This window comes from Neobacillus phoenicis, assembly GCF_047302305.1.
GTDB lineage: Bacteria > Bacillota > Bacilli > Bacillales > Cytobacillaceae > Neobacillus.
The window spans coordinates 88,895-105,731 of sequence record NZ_CP154847.1 but is presented as its reverse complement, the minus strand read 5'-3'; the positions used below and the strand labels follow the sequence as shown (position 1 = coordinate 105,731).

At 40.5% G+C, this 16,837-nt stretch carries 16 protein-coding genes; 14 read left to right on the top strand and 2 right to left on the bottom strand.

Going from position 1 to position 16,837, the window contains the following annotated elements; translation table 11 throughout:
- Positions 1–169: 169 nt before the first annotated feature.
- Positions 170–886 (bottom strand): hypothetical protein, encoded by a 717-nt coding sequence (locus AA0X95_RS00450; protein ID WP_413304192.1) that lies wholly within the window; start codon positions 884–886, stop codon positions 170–172.
- A gap of 137 nt (positions 887–1,023) precedes the next feature.
- Between AA0X95_RS00450 and rlmD the strand changes: the two genes are divergently transcribed.
- The 5 genes from rlmD (at position 1,024) to nagE (ending at position 6,410) form a co-directional block, all read left to right on the top strand.
- A complete protein-coding gene (rlmD, locus tag AA0X95_RS00445) occupies positions 1,024–2,394 on the top strand; it encodes a 23S rRNA (uracil(1939)-C(5))-methyltransferase RlmD (RefSeq protein WP_413304189.1) in 1,371 nt (456 codons plus the stop codon).
- A gap of 26 nt (positions 2,395–2,420) precedes the next feature.
- Positions 2,421–2,921 carry a DUF1456 family protein gene (locus AA0X95_RS00440; RefSeq protein ID WP_413304186.1) on the top strand — a complete coding sequence of 167 codons (501 nt, stop codon included), beginning with the start codon at positions 2,421–2,423 and terminating at the stop codon, positions 2,919–2,921.
- A gap of 17 nt (positions 2,922–2,938) precedes the next feature.
- The gene (locus AA0X95_RS00435) at positions 2,939–3,853 is read left to right on the top strand and encodes a Gfo/Idh/MocA family protein (protein WP_413304183.1); all 915 of its coding nucleotides are present in this window, start codon (positions 2,939–2,941) and stop codon (positions 3,851–3,853) included.
- 485 nt (positions 3,854–4,338) lie between these two features.
- On the top strand, positions 4,339–4,821 hold the full coding sequence (locus AA0X95_RS00430; protein WP_413304181.1) for a PTS glucose transporter subunit IIA: 483 nt from the start codon (positions 4,339–4,341) through the stop codon (positions 4,819–4,821).
- Positions 4,822–4,964: 143 nt separating this feature from the next.
- Entirely contained in the window at positions 4,965–6,410 is a 1,446-nt protein-coding gene (nagE, locus tag AA0X95_RS00425) for an N-acetylglucosamine-specific PTS transporter subunit IIBC (RefSeq protein WP_413304179.1), read from the top strand.
- A 60-nt stretch (positions 6,411–6,470) separates the two neighbouring features.
- Here the strand turns inward: nagE and AA0X95_RS00420 are convergent, their stop codons facing one another.
- Positions 6,471–7,289 (bottom strand): PRD domain-containing protein, encoded by an 819-nt coding sequence (locus AA0X95_RS00420; RefSeq protein ID WP_413304176.1) that lies wholly within the window; start codon positions 7,287–7,289, stop codon positions 6,471–6,473.
- Between the two features lie 121 nt (positions 7,290–7,410).
- Here AA0X95_RS00420 and AA0X95_RS00415 point away from each other — a divergent pair, with 121 nt between their 5' ends.
- The 9 genes from AA0X95_RS00415 to AA0X95_RS00375 all read left to right on the top strand — a co-directional run bounded on the left by AA0X95_RS00415 (position 7,411) and on the right by AA0X95_RS00375 (position 16,663).
- Positions 7,411–8,016 carry an SAM-dependent methyltransferase gene (locus AA0X95_RS00415; protein ID WP_413304173.1) on the top strand — a complete coding sequence of 202 codons (606 nt, stop codon included), beginning with the start codon at positions 7,411–7,413 and terminating at the stop codon, positions 8,014–8,016.
- 35 nt (positions 8,017–8,051) lie between these two features.
- Positions 8,052–9,143, top strand: coding sequence for a threonine aldolase family protein (locus tag AA0X95_RS00410; protein WP_413304170.1), 1,092 nt, complete (start codon positions 8,052–8,054; stop codon positions 9,141–9,143).
- 27 nt (positions 9,144–9,170) lie between these two features.
- The gene (locus AA0X95_RS00405; protein WP_413304168.1) at positions 9,171–9,815 is read left to right on the top strand and encodes a LytTR family DNA-binding domain-containing protein; all 645 of its coding nucleotides are present in this window, start codon (positions 9,171–9,173) and stop codon (positions 9,813–9,815) included.
- A gap of 129 nt (positions 9,816–9,944) precedes the next feature.
- Positions 9,945–11,459, top strand: a complete 1,515-nt coding sequence (locus AA0X95_RS00400; RefSeq protein WP_413304165.1) for an acetyl-CoA hydrolase/transferase family protein — start codon at positions 9,945–9,947, stop codon at positions 11,457–11,459.
- A 65-nt stretch (positions 11,460–11,524) separates the two neighbouring features.
- On the top strand, positions 11,525–12,067 hold the full coding sequence (locus AA0X95_RS00395) for a histidine phosphatase family protein (RefSeq protein ID WP_413304163.1): 543 nt from the start codon (positions 11,525–11,527) through the stop codon (positions 12,065–12,067).
- Between the two features lie 67 nt (positions 12,068–12,134).
- Positions 12,135–13,010: an aldo/keto reductase gene (locus tag AA0X95_RS00390; RefSeq protein ID WP_413304160.1), complete on the top strand. Its 876-nt coding sequence runs from the start codon at positions 12,135–12,137 to the stop codon at positions 13,008–13,010.
- A 272-nt stretch (positions 13,011–13,282) separates the two neighbouring features.
- Positions 13,283–14,641: an arsenic transporter gene (locus AA0X95_RS00385; RefSeq protein WP_413304157.1), complete on the top strand. Its 1,359-nt coding sequence runs from the start codon at positions 13,283–13,285 to the stop codon at positions 14,639–14,641.
- 23 nt (positions 14,642–14,664) lie between these two features.
- On the top strand, positions 14,665–15,339 hold the full coding sequence (locus AA0X95_RS00380) for a DUF2642 domain-containing protein (RefSeq protein WP_413304155.1): 675 nt from the start codon (positions 14,665–14,667) through the stop codon (positions 15,337–15,339).
- Between the two features lie 304 nt (positions 15,340–15,643).
- A complete protein-coding gene (locus AA0X95_RS00375; RefSeq protein ID WP_413304152.1) occupies positions 15,644–16,663 on the top strand; it encodes a DUF418 domain-containing protein in 1,020 nt (339 codons plus the stop codon).
- The last annotated feature ends 174 nt before the right edge of the window (positions 16,664–16,837 follow it).

Here is a 16,837-nt window from a genome sequence, read left to right as displayed (position 1 = left end):
GAAGGACAAAATATAAGGAAATATGAAAAGAACTGTCCTTCATAAGCCTGATGAAGGACAAAACATAAGAGTATATGAGAAGAACTGTCTTTCATAAGCCCGATGAAGGACAAAATATAAGAGAATAAGAAAAGAAATGTCTTTCATAAAGTCGGAAAAGAACAAAGTCTTAGGATGAAAGCTTCAAAAGCGCCAAAAACTCCGGCTCGGGTTTCATTTTCTTAGTACCTTTCCCCGACCAAAGGATAATCTCCTCATTCTTTTGATAATAGAAATAAACATCAAAGGTTCCTAAGTCTATTCTGCCTTCATTTTTATACGCAGGTGCTTTTTCTTTTGAATCATATGCATTGTTAATAAAATGAATAATTGCCTTTAATTCATCAGGGTCAGTAACCTTCTCACAGTCTGACCGTAACGCATCAGCATGAATGCATAGGCTTGCAGGTACTTTCTCAATCCATGTTGTAGAATGTAGAATAGGTGTTTGATCAAACATGACCTCTGTTTGATTGTCCCCTTGATTATAGCTCGTCGAAACCCATAAAACACCATCGAATCCTTCTTTGGTCCACTCAGAATACGCTCCCGACCAATCATTTTCAGGATCCTTATCCTCAAGTGCGGAGCCCTTCAAAGCTAACGTCCAGCCATTCTCAGGAAGCTGTTTTTCATAAAATACAAAAACCTCTCTCCACGAGTCACCTTTCATTACATAATTATTCCTCGTAGGCTCCAAGCCAGGATATAAGGGGATATCTTTATGATCCTCAGGAATAATAGACATTCCTTCATAAGTGTCGTCAGTCGCAGTTTCATAACCATACCAGCCTGCTGTAAATAATAGAACAATCAAGCAAAGGTAAAGCCAATTTCTTTTTTTCATAATGGCTCCTCTCAATCAAAATAAAGACATAGGAAAATTTTAGCATAAACCTTATCTCTCGTGGGGCCTTGTTTCGTATTCTTCCTCAGAATGTGATACAATTCTTCTAGTCAAAAATGGAGCAAAGGACGAAGTTTATGAGCAGAACATTACCTGTTAATAAGAACGATTATATAGATGTTGTTTTTGAAGATATTACTCATGATGGAGCAGGGGTAGCGAAGGTGGAAGGCTATCCGTTATTCATCCCCAATGGTTTGCCTGGTGAAAAAGCGAAGATTAAGGTGATCAAGACTGGTAAAGGATATGGAATCGGCCGGCTAATCGAGCTTTATGAAAAAAGCCCGTACCGTGTCGATATTCCTAGCGAAGAAAAACATAAATACGGAGGCTGTCAGCTTGAGCACATTAGATATGAAGGGCAGTTGAAATATAAAGAAAATCAGGTCAGGCAAGTCCTGACCCGCATCGGTAAATTAGAGGATGTAGTGGTACACCCGATTCTAGGAATGGAGGAACCGTTCCATTACCGAAACAAGGCACAGGTACCAGTTGGAGAAAAAGAAGGTAAACTAATTGCTGGATTTTTTAAGCCAAGAAGCCATGAAATTGTTGATACCAATGAAAGTCTCATTCAACTCCCAGAAATAAATGAAGCAATTCAGGTAGTAAAGGAAATTTGCAATGAGCTTGGCATTCCTGCCTACCAAGAGGAAAGCCATAAAGGTGTACTGAGGCATATTATGGCGCGCTATGGTCAACAAACGGGAGAACTCATGGTTGTCATCATTACAAGAACCACGGACCTGCCACAGAAAAATCGGCTGGTTGAGGAAATGGTCGCTCGATTGCCTAAGTTAAAATCAATCGTTCACAATGTAAATTCCAAAAGAACCAATGTGATCATGGGGGAGAAAACCAATGTTTTATGGGGGAATGAGGTCATCTATGACTATATTGGTGATGTAAAGTTTGCGATATCAGCTCTATCGTTTTACCAAGTGAATCCAGTACAAACAAAGGTCCTATATGAAAAGGCATTGGAATACGCGAATCTAAACGGAGAAGAAAATGTCATTGATGCCTATTGTGGAATTGGAACGATTTCATTATTTTTAGCACAAAAGGCCAAAAAAGTATTTGGTGTAGAAGTGGTTCCTGAGGCGATTGAAGATGCGAAGCGAAATGCGGAATTGAATGAAATTACGAACGCGGAATTCGCTGCCGGTGAAGCGGAGGTTGTGATTCCGAAGTGGTACAAGGACGGGAATACGGCGGATGTTTTAGTAGTGGACCCGCCGCGTAAAGGCTGCGACGAGGCATTGCTGCAAACGATTATAGAGATGAAGCCGAAAAAGGTTGTCTATGTTTCCTGCAACCCAGCGACGTTAGCAAGGGATCTGAGGATTTTAGAAGACGGGGGCTACAGGACAGTAGAAGTGCAACCGGTTGATATGTTTCCAATGACTACGCACGTTGAGTGCTGTGCGTGGCTCGAGAGAAAGTAGAAGAAGTATGGAGGGTTCTATTCTAGATGGAAAATAATGATATTTTAATACGATTGCGATATGCTTTGGATATAAAAAACACGGATATGGTTGAGATCTTTAAGCTTGGTGGCGTTGAAGTTACAAAAGAGGAAGTCCTTAAAATCCTTACAAAATCAAATGACGATGTAGATTATGAAGAAGACAATGAGGAAGACGTAATAAAATGCAATAATAAGATGTTTGAGTCATTTTTAAATGGCCTTATTACCTTTAAGCGAGGCGAGCAAGAGCCAAAACCCGGCCAACCTGATAGACCGCAATTCTCTAAGGAAAGTGTGAATAATATCCTTTTAAAGAAATTGAAAATAGCACTAACTCTAACTAGTGAAGATATGATTGATATATTTGATAGTGCAGGGATTACGATCACAAAAGGTGAATTAAGTGCTTTATTAAGAAAAGTAGGCCATAAAAATTATAAAGAGTGCGGTGATAAATACGCTAGAAATTTCTTAAAAGGACTAGCTATACAATACCGGGGATAAGTTTGGAGGGGAACAAAATGCTTAAATTAGGTGTTATTGGTCTAGGGGATATTGCGCAAAAAGCATATCTGCCTGTATACAGTAGTATGAAAGAGATTGAATTTCATTTTTACACAAGAAATCAAGACAAGCTAAGGTCTCTAGGAAGCCAGTACCGGTTTGAACATCTTCATTCTGACATGGAGTCCTTAATGAACAGCGGCATTAACGGGGCATTTGTTCACTCCTCAACTGCATCTCATGAGGAAATAGTAGAGGTACTCTTACATCGTGGGATTCATGTGTTTGTTGATAAGCCTATTTCCGACCATTACGAAGGGGCCAAAAGGTTGGTAAAGCTAGCGGAGGATAAGGGCCTTATTCTCATGACTGGGTTTAACCGTAGATTTGCACCGACCTATAGAAAACTAAAAGAAGTCGCAGAGCCGAATATGGTTGTTGTTCAGAAGAACCGCAAGAGTCTGCCAGGAGAACCGCGGACGTTTATTTATGATGATTTTATTCATGTAGTAGATACAATGAGGTATCTATTTCCGTACAATATTAAAGATTTGATTGTCAACGGTAGAATGGTTGAAGACACTCTTTATCATATAGTGGTTCAATTCATTGCTGGTGATGGCAGGTCCGCCATCGGCATTATGAATCGTGATAATGGCACGAACGAAGAAATAGCCGAAGTCATGGGACCGCTAGAAAAAAGAACGGTCCATAATGTGTCCAAACTCACTGTTTTGAAGAATATGGAAACAGTTGATGTCCGGAGCAGTGATTGGGAACCAACCTTGGTAAAACGTGGCTTTGAACAGATGGTAGCAGATTTTATCCAATCGGTACAAACAAATTCAACCCCAGGGATTTCTGCACAAGATGCGCTTACAACCCATGAAATCTGTGAAAAAATCATCCGTGAGTTATTGAAAAAATCATAGCGTTTCAAAAATGTTTACGCTTACATATTGTAATTTTACTGATAAGTGATATGATATAGGTAATATTTAATATGATCACATGTTACTGATCCGATCAGGCATGGTGGTAAAATGAAAGGCATTTTCATGTCCTTTTATTATACCCCCATGCCTTTTTTATTTGTAGGCTGTGTTAAAAGCTAATGTTGTTTTTATAGACAATGTTGATTGGAGCGGAAGGTGCGAAGACTCCTGCGGGAGTACAGTGCAGGGGAGACCCCGCAGGAGCGCGAGCGACGAGGAGGCTCCCCGACACGCCCGCGGAAAGCGAAGCGCCTGGAGCGGAAATCAACATTCATGTTTAACACAGTCTATTTGTAAGGAATAGTTCGACTTTGAGAATTGTCCAATCCCAGTGCTTTTCTTAGTACTAGGAGTTAATACAAGACCGTAAGATAATATTAGGGTTAGATGGACATTTAACTGTGAAAAAGGAGTAAGAAAAAATGCGATTCAATATTTTTAAAAAAGAGAAATCAGCCATTTTTGCACCAGTAAATGGAGAAATCCTTTCGTTAAGCGAGGTTCCAGACCCAGTTTTCAGTCAAAAGATGATGGGTGAGGGAATCGCTATGATCCCTGAAGAGGGAAAAATTTATTCACCTGTAAAGGGCAGCGTTATTCTGATTGCAGAGACTAAGCATGCCATTGGTGTTCGTGCAGTAGATGGGGCGGAAATTCTCATTCATGTCGGTCTCGAAACCGTATCTTTAAACGGGGAAGGATTTACGATAGCGGTCAATGTGGGGGATAAAGTGACTACCGGGCAGCTATTGATGGAAATGGATTTGGATATGATAAAACAACTTGCAAAAAGTATCATAACACCTATTGTTATTACAAATAGTAATGAAATTGGCAAACAGTACCGTTTTACACAAGAAAAAAAAGGCATTAAAGGGGAAACCGTTATTATTACAGAGACTTAAAGGAGGTGATGGTGGGGGTAGTAGACTGACAAAACGGCGGCTATTGTGCACTTTTTAAGGAAATTATTTTATTTTTAGTTGTTCGTATTTTGTATGATTAGTTGTTTTGTTAGTAGGTCGTCATTTTAAGAGGAGGTAAGATAATGAAAAAATATTTACAGAGAATTGGTCGTTCATTGATGCTGCCGGTAGCAGTATTACCAGCTGCTGCGATTCTAATGGGTATCGGTTACTGGATTGACCCTACTGGATGGGGAGCAGATAGCCCGCTTGCAGCCTTCTTAATTAAAGCCGGGGGTTCAATTATTGATAATATCCCAATCCTATTTGCAGTAGGGGTAGCGCTGGGAATGGCAAAGGAAAAGGACGGGTCGGCAGCGCTCAGCGGTTTAGTCGCCTATCTAGTTGTTACCACTTTGCTTTCAACCAATACAGTGGCTTTATTACAAGGGATTGATCCAGCAAAGGTCGATCCTGCGTTTGGGAAAATTGGAAATGCGTTTGTAGGGATCCTTTCAGGTATTGTCGCTTCGACAATGTTCAATCGTTTCAGTCATGTGAAATTACCGGATGCACTGGCGTTCTTTAGCGGTAAACGATTGGTACCAATTATGACGGCTGTTTCGATGTTAGTAGCTTCCGCTATACTATTCTTCGTATGGCCGGTCATTTTTACAGGATTAGTTTCATTTGGTGAAGGAATTGCGAAATTAGGTGCACTAGGTGCAGGTCTATATGGATTCTTCAACCGTCTATTAATCCCAACCGGTTTACACCATGCGTTAAACTCCGTGTTCTGGTTTGATGTGGCCGGAATCAGTGATATTACGAACTTCTGGGCAAGCAAAGGGGAAAAAGGCGTTACAGGTATGTACCAAGCAGGATTCTTCCCTGTTATGATGTTTGGTCTTCCAGCTGCCGCGTTAGCGATGGTCCATACAGCAAAAACAAAGAAGAAAAAGCAAGTAGCTTCCTTAATGTTAGCTGCCGGCTTTGCAGCCTTCTTTACGGGCGTAACGGAACCAATTGAATTTGCCTTTATGTTTGTTGCACCAATGCTTTATCTTGTCCATGCAATTTTGACAGGTCTGTCATTAGCAATCGCAGCAGCGTTCCATTGGACAGCTGGTTTCGGTTTTAGTGCGGGTCTAGTCGACTTTGTGCTAAGCTTAAGGATACCAATTGCCAATCAGCCATATATGTTACTAGTTCAAGGCCTCGTATTTGCGGTAATTTACTACTTCTTATTCCGATTCATTATCGTTAAGTTCAACCTAATGACTCCTGGTCGTGAGGAAGATGAGGACGAAGCGGGCGAAGTGAGTGTTGCTACAGGTGAAAGCAAATTTGCAGTGATGGCAGCTCAGATTTATGAAGGATTGGGCGGCGACGCCAATGTGGTTTCTGTCGATAACTGTGTAACACGCTTGCGTTTAGAAGTAAAAGACATGGATGTGGTAGACCAAAAGAAAATTAAGGCAACCGGTGTTCCAGGGATTAATATCGTTGGAAAACAAAGCATTCAAGTCATCGTGGGGACAAATGTCCAATTCGTAGCAGATGAAATCATGAAGATACGCAAGAAATAAATAGCCATACGTTATGGAAAAACGCTTAGACTTACGATTAGTCTAAGCGTTTTTTTGTCACTATAGGTTTCTTAATCTTTCGATATGAATAGTGATGTATCCCAGTTCGTGTTCTGGAAGGTGGATGCTGTATTGTTCTGTGAGAAGCTTCGCGACGTTTTTGGCACATTGATAGGAGACCGCGAACTTCTTTTTGATCATGGTCAGCATCTCATCATCCATTACGGGCTGCACAGGATGGCGGCTTCTAGAAAGTGTAAAACGGAGGTGGGTCAGTAATCGTTGATACGATAGGTCATCCTCCTCAATGGATACGTGAAGACACTCTTTTATCGTATGTATCATTTCGCCAATAATTGCCGTTTGCCGCAGTGTTTGCTTCATATCAACACCATGCAGTTTAGCAGTATGAATGTGAAGCGCCAAATAGGCTGCTTCATCAACAGGCATTTTGATATTGATTTTATTTTCGATATGTTTGATAGCCCAGATACCTATATCAAACTCTTTTCTATAAAGGGTTTTTATCTCATGGAATAATTTATTTTTTAGTTGGATGCCTTCCCGTACCCTCTCGATGGCAAAGGATAAGTGATCGGTAAGAGCGATATGAACGTGGTCATTTAATTTAGAGCCAAGTGATTCCTCTGCGTAAGTAATGATATCCTCAGAGAGGGCAAAATGTTCTTCAGGAATTTTAAGCAATAGCTGCTGAAATTTCTCGTTTTCTTTCATGATGAATAGCTTTTCAATTTTATTTGGATTAATTATGTCATTTCTTTTCTTTTGAAAAGCGATGCCTGCCCCGATCGCAATTTTCTCCTCATCGTTATCAGAAACTACAACGGCATTATTATTTAAGATTTTTTTTATTTTCAAAAGGGCGTCAGCTCCTAATTGATCCGATTTATTCTACAGTTCTACATGGTTCTCCTTTTTCCTTCTTTTATATGGGATAATATGAAAAGAGGATCGATTTTTAAATAGGTAGGAGACATCCATGAAGGAACATTATTATGATAAATTACTAAACATAAAAACAAAAGAGGTACAGCAGGGTTTTCATAAATCTTTGCATTATCACCGCTATGAACCAACACCCTATAGTGCGCTTGAGGTGTTATTTGAAAAATATAAGTTAAAAAACAATGATCATATTGTCGACTTTGGTTGTGGAAAAGGACGTCTTAATTTTTATATCCACTATTTCTTCGGTGCCTCGGTGGTCGGAATAGAAATGGATGATGAACTTTATCAGGATGCTGTTCAAAATCAAAAGAGTTATTTGAAAAGGGCAAAGAACAATAAGGAAAAGATCCATTTCCTATGCTGCTTAGCAGAAGAATATGAGGTACATCCGGAAGACAATCGGTTTTACTTCTTTAACCCTTTTTCTGTTCAAGTATTTAGAAAAATTATTAACAATATTTTGTGTTCCTATGAACAGTCACCACGGGAAATCGAGTTGGTTTTATATTATCCGGCGGCAGATTATATTTACTTTTTAGAGAAGGAAACAGCTTTTGAATGGATAGAGGAAGTGGTTCTCCCATATGTTTATGAAAAGAATCCAAATGAGCGATTTTTAATTTATCGATTGGTATAATTTTCTATGAGAATAAATAAGAGGAGAGACAGACGATGAGCGAGCGAAACGTTTTATTAGATGCTTTTAAACAGACGGAATATCAATTACCTGGTCACGGAACTCGAGATATTCAAGTCCTTACAGAGGCGTTTGCGAATGTGGATGGGGACATGGATAGTGATATGTATGGGAAAGGGAAAATCATCGAGGATTTTCAAGCGAAAATGGCGGCTTATTTAGGGAAAGAAGCGGCTGTATTTTTTCCTAGTGGAACGATGGCACAGCAAATTGCCTTACGGATTTGGTGTGATCAAAAGGGTGTCAAAAAGGTTGCTTATCATCCATTGAGTCATTTAGAAATCCATGAAGAAGATGGTTTAAAGGAATTGCATCATATCGAGCCTGTATTGCTGGCAGATAAAAGTAGATTAATTAGTTTGGAAGATGTCCTTGGTATGGATGAGGAGATTGCATGTTTATTGCTAGAATTACCACAGCGTGAGATTGGGGGGCAATTGCCTGATTATCAAACGCTTGAAGCCATTTCAGCTTTTTGCCGTGAAAAAGGAGTCAAATTGCATCTTGATGGAGCGAGACTTTTTGAGATTGTCCCTTTCTATCAAAAGTCGGCTGCGGAAATCTGTGCACTTTTTGATAGTGTCTATGTGTCCTTTTATAAGGGGATTGGCGCCATTGCCGGGGCCATTCTAGCGGGTGGAAAGGCCTTTACGGAAAAATCAAAAGTATGGAAAAGACGGCATGGCGGGGATTTAATTAGTCTATATCCTTACATAATCAGTGCGGACTATTATTTTGATCAAAGGATTCCAAAAATGGCACAGTATTTTGAGGAAGCGAAGGAGCTGGCAGCCCTTTATAATCAGTGCCATGCGGTTGAAACCAAGCCGGCAGTACCGATTTCTAATATGTTTCATGTACATATTAGCGTATCGAATCAAGCGCTGGAACCTATTCTTTTAGCTGTTTATGAGGAAACCGGTGTTGGATTGACCAGCTATTTGCGAGAAGTCAGTGAGAAGGAATGCTATTTCGAGGTGAGTATAGGCGATCGATATGCGGCAGTACCCAAAGAGAGAGTTCAAGAGGCTTTTAAACTGCTTGATGAAAAAATAAAAGCAATATAATCATAATACCTCAGAGGGGATTTATGTATGGAAAGTATTACGGTGGTTTCACTTTTAGATGTAATAAGTGAGTTGTTTTCGGAGGAGATTTCAATTGCTGTCTCAAATACGAGGGAATATATTTATTACCGACCAAGTAAACGGATTGATCTGAAAATCAGACCGGGCGATCCCTTGAAGGAAGGGACCATTGCTTATAAGGCAATTTTTTCAAAGCAAAAAATCTCAGAATTTATCAATCGCGATATTTTCGGCATACCCTATCACGGCATGGCGGTACCTTTTTTCCACGAAGGGAAGCTAGAGGGATGTGTGACAGCCATTTTTCCGGCCCTAACAAGCGGGAAATTGGTGGTAACGATTAAAACACAGGATGGCTGGATACCGGTTCCTTTTAACGAGGTGATTTATCTTGAGGCAAAGGATAAGAAAACTTACGTCCATGCGAAGGAGCTGAGTGGTACCCATAAAAACTCCCTTCAGGAGTTTGAATATCTTTTGCCCAAAGATTTTTTTATCCGCTGCCACCGTTCATTTATTGTGAATGCAAACCATATAAAGGCAATTTATCCTGATACCCACTCGACCTTTATTCTTGCGATGGCTAACGGCGACCGTGTTCCCGTTAGCCAATCCTATTCTAGCTATTTTAGGAGACTGCTAGGTTTCTAAGATATATGCTGGTTTAGAACGTGGAAATGCTGTTTAATCAGAATTTTTCGTCATCTATCAATGAAATCTCTAGGTGATAACCTTTATCGGTTACAATGAGTTTAAATTACTTAGGGAGTGGGATGAGAGATGGAAAATAAACTAGATCGGATTAGGGATTCACGTTTATGGGATCGGGTTGTGACTCCTGAAGAAGCAGCCTCATGGATTCAAGATGGAATGACTCTGGGGTTGAGCGGGTTCACACGTGCTGGTGATGTGAAGGCGGTACCATTTGCTTTGGTGAAACGAGCGGAAACAGAGTCCTTTAAGGTAAATGTGTATACTGGTGCCTCATTAGGATCAGACGTGGATAAACTGTTTGCGGAAGCAGGGATATTAGGAAAGAGGCTACCTTTTCAAGCAGATCCAACCATGCGCAGCAAAATCAATAAGGGTGAACTATTATTTGTTGACCAGCACTTATCACATACGGCTGAGTTAGTGCGTGCGGGTGTGATGGACCCTGTTGATTACGCTATTTTGGAAGCGTTGTCAATTACGGAGGATGGAATGGTGATACCAACCACATCGGTTGGTAATTCATTATCCTTTGCATTGAATGCAAAATCAATCATTATCGAGATAAATATGGCACACCAAGTAAACTTAGAAGGCCTACATGATTTGTATGAACCAGGAGTTCAGGGGGAGAGAGGGCCGATTCCGCTAACAAAGATTGCTGACCGGATTGGTACCATTGGAATTCCGGTAGATTTAGAGAAGGTAAAAGGAATTGTATTTACTAATCAACTAGATTCTCCTTCAACTATTGTCGCCCCGGATGCGGAAACGGAGATTATGGCCCAGCACCTATTGACATTTCTCCGTGAGGAAATAAAAGTTGGCAGGTTAACAGAACGTCTTGCCCCATTACAGTCAGGAATAGGCTCCATCGCAAATGCGGTTCTTCACGGCTTAATAGGGTCCGAGTTTACCGATTTAGAGGTGTATTCGGAAGTATTGCAGGATGCTGTTTTTGATTTGATGGATGCGGGGAAGGTGAATTTTGCTTCCTGTTGCTCGATTACTCTATCAGAGGAAAAAATGAAAAAAGTGTTCAGCAACTTCGAGAAGTATCGCGACCGCTTAATCATGAGACCACAGGAGATTTCGAACCACCCAGAAATCATTCGCCGGCTAGGGCTGATTTCCATTAATACCGCACTTGAATTCGACATTTATGGCAATGTAAACTCTACCCATGTATTGGGGACAAAAATGATGAACGGAATCGGCGGATCAGGGGATTTTGCCAGAAATGCACGCCTCGCCATTTTTGTGACTAAGTCCATAGCGAAAGGCGGTAACATTTCAAGCATTGTGCCGTTTGTTTCGCATGTGGATCATACGGAGCATGATGTAGATGTGGTGGTGACTGAACAAGGATATGCAGATCTGCGTGGTTTAGCACCAAGACAACGGGCAGAATTAATTATTGAACGATGTGCACATCCAATGTATCGCGAACAGCTTCGAGAATACTTTCAAGGAGCCCTGACAAGAGGAGGTCAAACTCCTCACATCCTAGAAAAAGCCTTCTCTTGGCATACCAACTTCGCGTCAACAGGAACGATGCTGAACCAAGTTCCTCAAACAGTATAGAGGAGTTTTCCAATAGACAGCGAATTTAGAGGTAAAAGTCATTTTGTGTATTGGAGAGGGAATGCATGAGTAAAAGAGTTTATGTGGTCAGGCATTGTGAGGCGGAGGGTCAGCCAAGGGAGGCTCGCTTAACGGACAAAGGGGTTCAACAAGCAGCAGAGTTAGCAGGGTTTTTTTTAACTATAAAAATCGATCGAATCGTCTCCAGTCCATTTGTGCGGGCAATCCATTCAGTGAAGCCGTTAGCTGAATTGAAACAGGTCGAAGTGGATACGGATGAGCGGTTATCTGAGCGGATTCTAAGTACGAAGGTATTAGAGGATTGGTTGGAAAAGCTACAAGCCACCTACAATGATTTGGATTTATCTTTTGATGGAGGCGAATCAACCCGTGAGGCCATGGCGCGGGTGGTAAGTATGGTTGAAGAGATTATAAATGGAGTAGATGAAAATACCATCATCGTAACACATGGGAATTTGATGTCTTTACTACTGAAAAACTATCATTCTGATTTTGGTTTTGAACAATGGAAGAATCTTAGTAATCCAGATGTCTTTCTTTTAGAATTTGACGGAAATGAAGTTCAACCGAAGCGTTTGTGGAAATAGTAAGTTACTCATAAAACACCTGAATAAAACGTAAGTGATAGAAGCAGAAAGGTGAGTGTGACCTCTGATGATTTATAGAAAACTAGGAAGAACTGAGGTCAACATCCCGGTTCTTGGTCAAGGGACATGGAAATATGGAGAAAGTAAACTCGAAGCAACGGAAGAAATCAAAGCATTACGATTCGGAATTGAACACGGAATGACCTTGATTGATACAGCTGAGGAGTATGCAAGGGGTGGTGCGGAACGGATTGTCGGTGAGGCCATTCAAGACTGCAGGAAGGAAATTTTTCTCACGACCAAGGTTTCTGCGAAACACTGCTCTTTTCAAGGTGTGATTGACGCAGCGGAAGCAAGCTTAGAAAGGCTACAGACAACTTATATTGATTTATACCTCCAGCATTGGCCGAGTGAAGAACATGAGGTAGAGGAAACAATGCGAGCGATGGCTTACTTAGTAGAAAAAGGACTAGTGAAATATATCGGAGTGAGCAACTTTACTCCGGTGTTAATTGATGAAGCCCAGGCGGAGTTGGGGAACCGTTTGCTTGCTTGTAACCAAGTGGGCTATCATTTAAATGACAGGCGGATTGAAAACAATGTCCTTCCTTACTGCCAGGAGAAAGGGATTACTGTTATGGCCTATTCTCCTTTTGGTTATGCACCAAAGTTCTTTGGTAATCAGGGATTTCCGCAACCAGGATCAAAGGAGCGGGAGGCACTAGAGGGTATTGCTTCAAAATACGGGAAAACAGCCCACCAGGTAGCGCTAAATTGGATTCTCAGAAAAGAAGGACTCGTGACAATACCGAAAGCTAAAACCATACACCACATTAAAAGTAATTTAGAAGCATTGGGATGGGAATTATCCGGTGAAGATGCGGCACAAATAGAGATACTGTTTCCAAAGCAAAAAAATTGTTTGCCATTACAAAGGTTTTAATAGTGTTAAATTATGAAGGGTGTCAGGCACCATGGAAGGACAAATGTCCTTGCATGGTATCTGGCATCCTTTTTTATATCTAGATTTTCGTGGAATTCCTAATGAAAAGGGTATAAACCTAGAGCCTGTCTAATTGGTGATACATATAAATGAAGTACAACCATACAAAGAGATAAATGGAAGGGAGGGACATAAGCGGACAAACTTGGTGAGGAGGAAAGGTCTCTCATGATTACATCATGAATCAATAGCAAGATTGAAAGGGGAACAATATGTTTTTTCAGCCAATGGTTTGGTTAACCATTCTATCTTTTGTGGCTACACTCGTTTTTATTCTTTGGAGACCAAGAGGGATTAATGAAGCAATTCCAGCGACGATTGGGGCAATATTTGTTTTAATAAGCGGGAGTGTCTCGCTAAGTGACCTTGGGATGATTACGGAGACGATAAGTGGTGCTGCTATAACTATTATTGCCACCATAGTTATGGCCATCGTCTTAGAAAGCTTCGGATTCTTTAATTGGGTTGCAGAGAAGCTCGCGGCCAAAGCAAAGGGATCAGGTATCCGCTTATTCTGGTATGTAAATCTCTTATGCTTTCTAATGACCCTGTTTTTTAATAATGATGGAAGTATCTTAATTACCACTCCTATTTTGGTCATGCTTCTTAACAATATGAGGTTAAAAAACCATCAAAAGATCCCTTATTTATTGTCTGGAGGCTTAGTGGCTACAGCATCGAGTGCACCCATCGGGGTTAGCAATATCGTGAACCTGATTGCGTTGAAAATTGTGCATATGAGCTTGTATCTGCATACGGCCATGATGTTTGTACCTGCAACACTAGGGCTTCTGTTTTTAGTTTTTCTACTGTTCCTTCGCTTTAAGAGGGTGTTACCGAAAACCATTCCAACTAAGGTAACTGGATTAACCCAACCTGCCTACCACCCACTTAAACCTGGACTATATTCATCAGAAAAAGAACGATCAAAGTTCATGCGAAATGTGCTTCTGTTCGTATTTGCTGTAAGAATTAGTCTCTTTGCCGCTTCCTATATAGGAATTCCAGTTTCGGTAATGGCGGTAATTGGCTCACTTGTCCTTCTAGGCTGGAGATGGGCCTATTTAAAAATTCCACCTATTGATATGATCAAAAAGACACCTTGGTATATTCTTGTTTTCGCCTTTAGTATGTATGTCATTATTTACGGCCTGAATAATATCGGTCTAACAGATTGGCTGATTGGATTCATGAGACCGATGGTTTCGGGAAGTTTACTTCATGCAAGTGTCATGATGGGAGCTCTCTTATCTGTTCTCTCCAATATTTTTAACAATCACCCGGCACTTATGGTTGGAACCCTTACATTAACGCATATGGGATTAGACTTGCTTACCTTGAAAGTCGCCTATCTGGCTAACGTTATAGGCAGTGACATGGGATCCTTGTTACTTCCAATGGGAACACTTGCTACGTTGTTGTGGATGAATATCTTAAGGAAGGGAAAAGTCAAATTTACGTGGTGGGAGTATGTAAAAGTCACCATTGTGGTAATTCCACCGGCAACCTTGTTTACATTAGTTGTCTTATATTATTGGGTTTCAAGTCTCTTTGGTGGAGCGCTTCAATAAGTAAATAATAAGGAGATTTTAATATGAACAATTTTCAAGAACTAGTAGGAAAAAATATAGAGATTGAGATTTCAGGAGGTCATATTTTAAAAGGGATTTTAATTGATTTTGGGCTGGACATCATCGTTATATACGTTGGAAGAAACCAATCCTTCCTTTACATTCCGGTAGTCCATATTCAGAGGTGGAAACAAACCATGATAGTAGAAGATGAAGTATATACCCTGCCTAGTGAAAAACCAATTAAAGCGGAATCCCCAACCATTTCATTTAGGAAAATTTTAACAAATGCTAAAGGGAGATTTGTGGAAGTTTATGTATCCGGTAATATATCAATTCATGGATATGTAACAAGTATTATGAATGACTACCTTGTTTTTAACTCACCTGTGTACAAATCAATGTTTATTTCGATGAACCATGTAAAATGGCTAATCCCATATCCTGAGAAAGCAACCCCTTATTTACAAAATAATCAGTCCCTGCTTGTTAATTCAACCTCGGTCTCATTAGCCCGTTCTTTTGTGGAACAATGTAAAAAAATAATGAATCAATTTGTGATTATTGATGGTGGAGGAAATGAAGAGAAAATCGGTTTTCTGCAAGAGGTTCATAATAACCAACTAACATTGATGACCGCTAAAGGGGACAATGTGTATCATAATTTAGAACATGTCAAAACCCTACACTTACCGTAGTAGGGCAATAAAGTTACCGGAGATTATAGCAGAAGGGTGATCGACTTGTTTAAAGAAGAACAAAAAAATAATCCACTCTTGTTTGGCCGACAAAGGATGGATTAGTCGTTCACTTCGCACGATTAGTTTTTACAGGCCGTGGTATAAGGGACCACGGTCTTTTTTCCTTTTCCATTTATATCATTAAAATATGCATTAAATTATAATTATGTTCATAGCCTTTGAAAAAATAGTAAGGTTATATTAGGTGTCAGGCACCACTCGTGGACAAGTTTCCACATAGAGTGGACAGTGGGAGGAAGAGATGAATTCAATAGAAATAATTAAACGGTTGGATGTGCTTGATTATTTGCGAGGTTTTGCTTTATTTGGAATTATTTTAGTGAATATTATTCCGTTGTTGTCTGTTAAGCTCCCCGACCCCAGCACCATCGATGCTTCGTACTGGAGGTTTCTTTATTTATTTGTTGAGGGGCGCTTTTATACCATCTTTACATTTCTATTTGGGGTGGGGTTTTATATTTTTATTACTCGTGCTAATGCGAAAGGGAAAAATGGGAGGGTATTGTATTTCCGGAGAATCATAGTGCTGTTTCTTTTTGGTTTGCTTCATGTAAAGTTTCATCCTGGAGAAGCGTTGACCATTTATGCCGTCAGCGGCTTCATTATATTACCTTTTTATAGGGCACCTAAGTGGGTCAATCTTCTATTTGGCCTAGCTATGCTGCTCGCTTTAAGTCTTTTTTCGGCTAAAATTTTTATGGTAGTTCCACTTATGTTGTTAGGAATCGCAGCTGGGCAGTACCGAGTGTTTGAGTGGGTCTCACAAGAAAGGAAGAAGGTCGCAGTTTTTACTGGCATCATGTTTGCCTTAAGCGTGGTCAGTCTTATACATCAAAACCTAGAGGCTCCTGCTGTGATTGCACAGGTCAGTCATGCGCAATCCCTAGAAATGCAGCGGTTCATAAATAGTGGAATAACGATTGGGCCGATTGTGTCTGCGTTTTATGTGGGAATAATGGTGTTGCTGTTACAATTATCTTTCGTTCGGAGAATCTTATCTCCATTAAAAAGCTTTGGCCGTATGGCGTTGACAAACTATATTTTACAAACTGTATTCATGTTACTGGCGGGAAAAGTGTTTCATTTGTTCCAGCAGCTAACCTACATCCAGTCACTGTACCTTTGTTTAACCATATTAACAAGTCAGTTAGTTTTCAGCACCATTTGGCTAAGGTTCTATAGGTTTGGCCCGCTGGAATGGCTGTGGAGAATGGCAACTTACTTCGAACGCTTACCAATCAAAAACCGTCATACAGTTTAAGAAATTGGATAGAGACTTATTATTAGTAGGTTATGTTAAAGCCTTATGTAAATTGGATACACCTGTTGATTGGAGCGGAAGGTGCGAAGACTCCTGTGGGAGTACGGAACAGGGGAGACCCCGCAGGCGCAAGCGCCGAGGAGGCTCGCCGAAACGCCCACGGAAAGCGAAGCA

Coding starts and splice junctions, on each gene's coding strand:
- AA0X95_RS00450 (WP_413304192.1), bottom strand. CDS start 886: ATGAAAAAAAGAAATTGGCTTTACCTTTGCTTGATTGTTCTATTATTT.
- AA0X95_RS00375 (WP_413304152.1), top strand. CDS start 15,644: ATGAATTCAATAGAAATAATTAAACGGTTGGATGTGCTTGATTATTTG.
- AA0X95_RS00410 (WP_413304170.1), top strand. CDS start 8,052: ATGAGCGAGCGAAACGTTTTATTAGATGCTTTTAAACAGACGGAATAT.
- rlmD (WP_413304189.1), top strand. CDS start 1,024: ATGAGCAGAACATTACCTGTTAATAAGAACGATTATATAGATGTTGTT.
- AA0X95_RS00430 (WP_413304181.1), top strand. CDS start 4,339: ATGCGATTCAATATTTTTAAAAAAGAGAAATCAGCCATTTTTGCACCA.
- AA0X95_RS00385 (WP_413304157.1), top strand. CDS start 13,283: ATGTTTTTTCAGCCAATGGTTTGGTTAACCATTCTATCTTTTGTGGCT.
- AA0X95_RS00415 (WP_413304173.1), top strand. CDS start 7,411: ATGAAGGAACATTATTATGATAAATTACTAAACATAAAAACAAAAGAG.
- AA0X95_RS00400 (WP_413304165.1), top strand. CDS start 9,945: ATGGAAAATAAACTAGATCGGATTAGGGATTCACGTTTATGGGATCGG.
- AA0X95_RS00405 (WP_413304168.1), top strand. CDS start 9,171: ATGGAAAGTATTACGGTGGTTTCACTTTTAGATGTAATAAGTGAGTTG.
- AA0X95_RS00435 (WP_413304183.1), top strand. CDS start 2,939: ATGCTTAAATTAGGTGTTATTGGTCTAGGGGATATTGCGCAAAAAGCA.
- AA0X95_RS00390 (WP_413304160.1), top strand. CDS start 12,135: ATGATTTATAGAAAACTAGGAAGAACTGAGGTCAACATCCCGGTTCTT.
- AA0X95_RS00395 (WP_413304163.1), top strand. CDS start 11,525: ATGAGTAAAAGAGTTTATGTGGTCAGGCATTGTGAGGCGGAGGGTCAG.
- AA0X95_RS00440 (WP_413304186.1), top strand. CDS start 2,421: ATGGAAAATAATGATATTTTAATACGATTGCGATATGCTTTGGATATA.
- nagE (WP_413304179.1), top strand. CDS start 4,965: ATGAAAAAATATTTACAGAGAATTGGTCGTTCATTGATGCTGCCGGTA.
- AA0X95_RS00380 (WP_413304155.1), top strand. CDS start 14,665: ATGAACAATTTTCAAGAACTAGTAGGAAAAAATATAGAGATTGAGATT.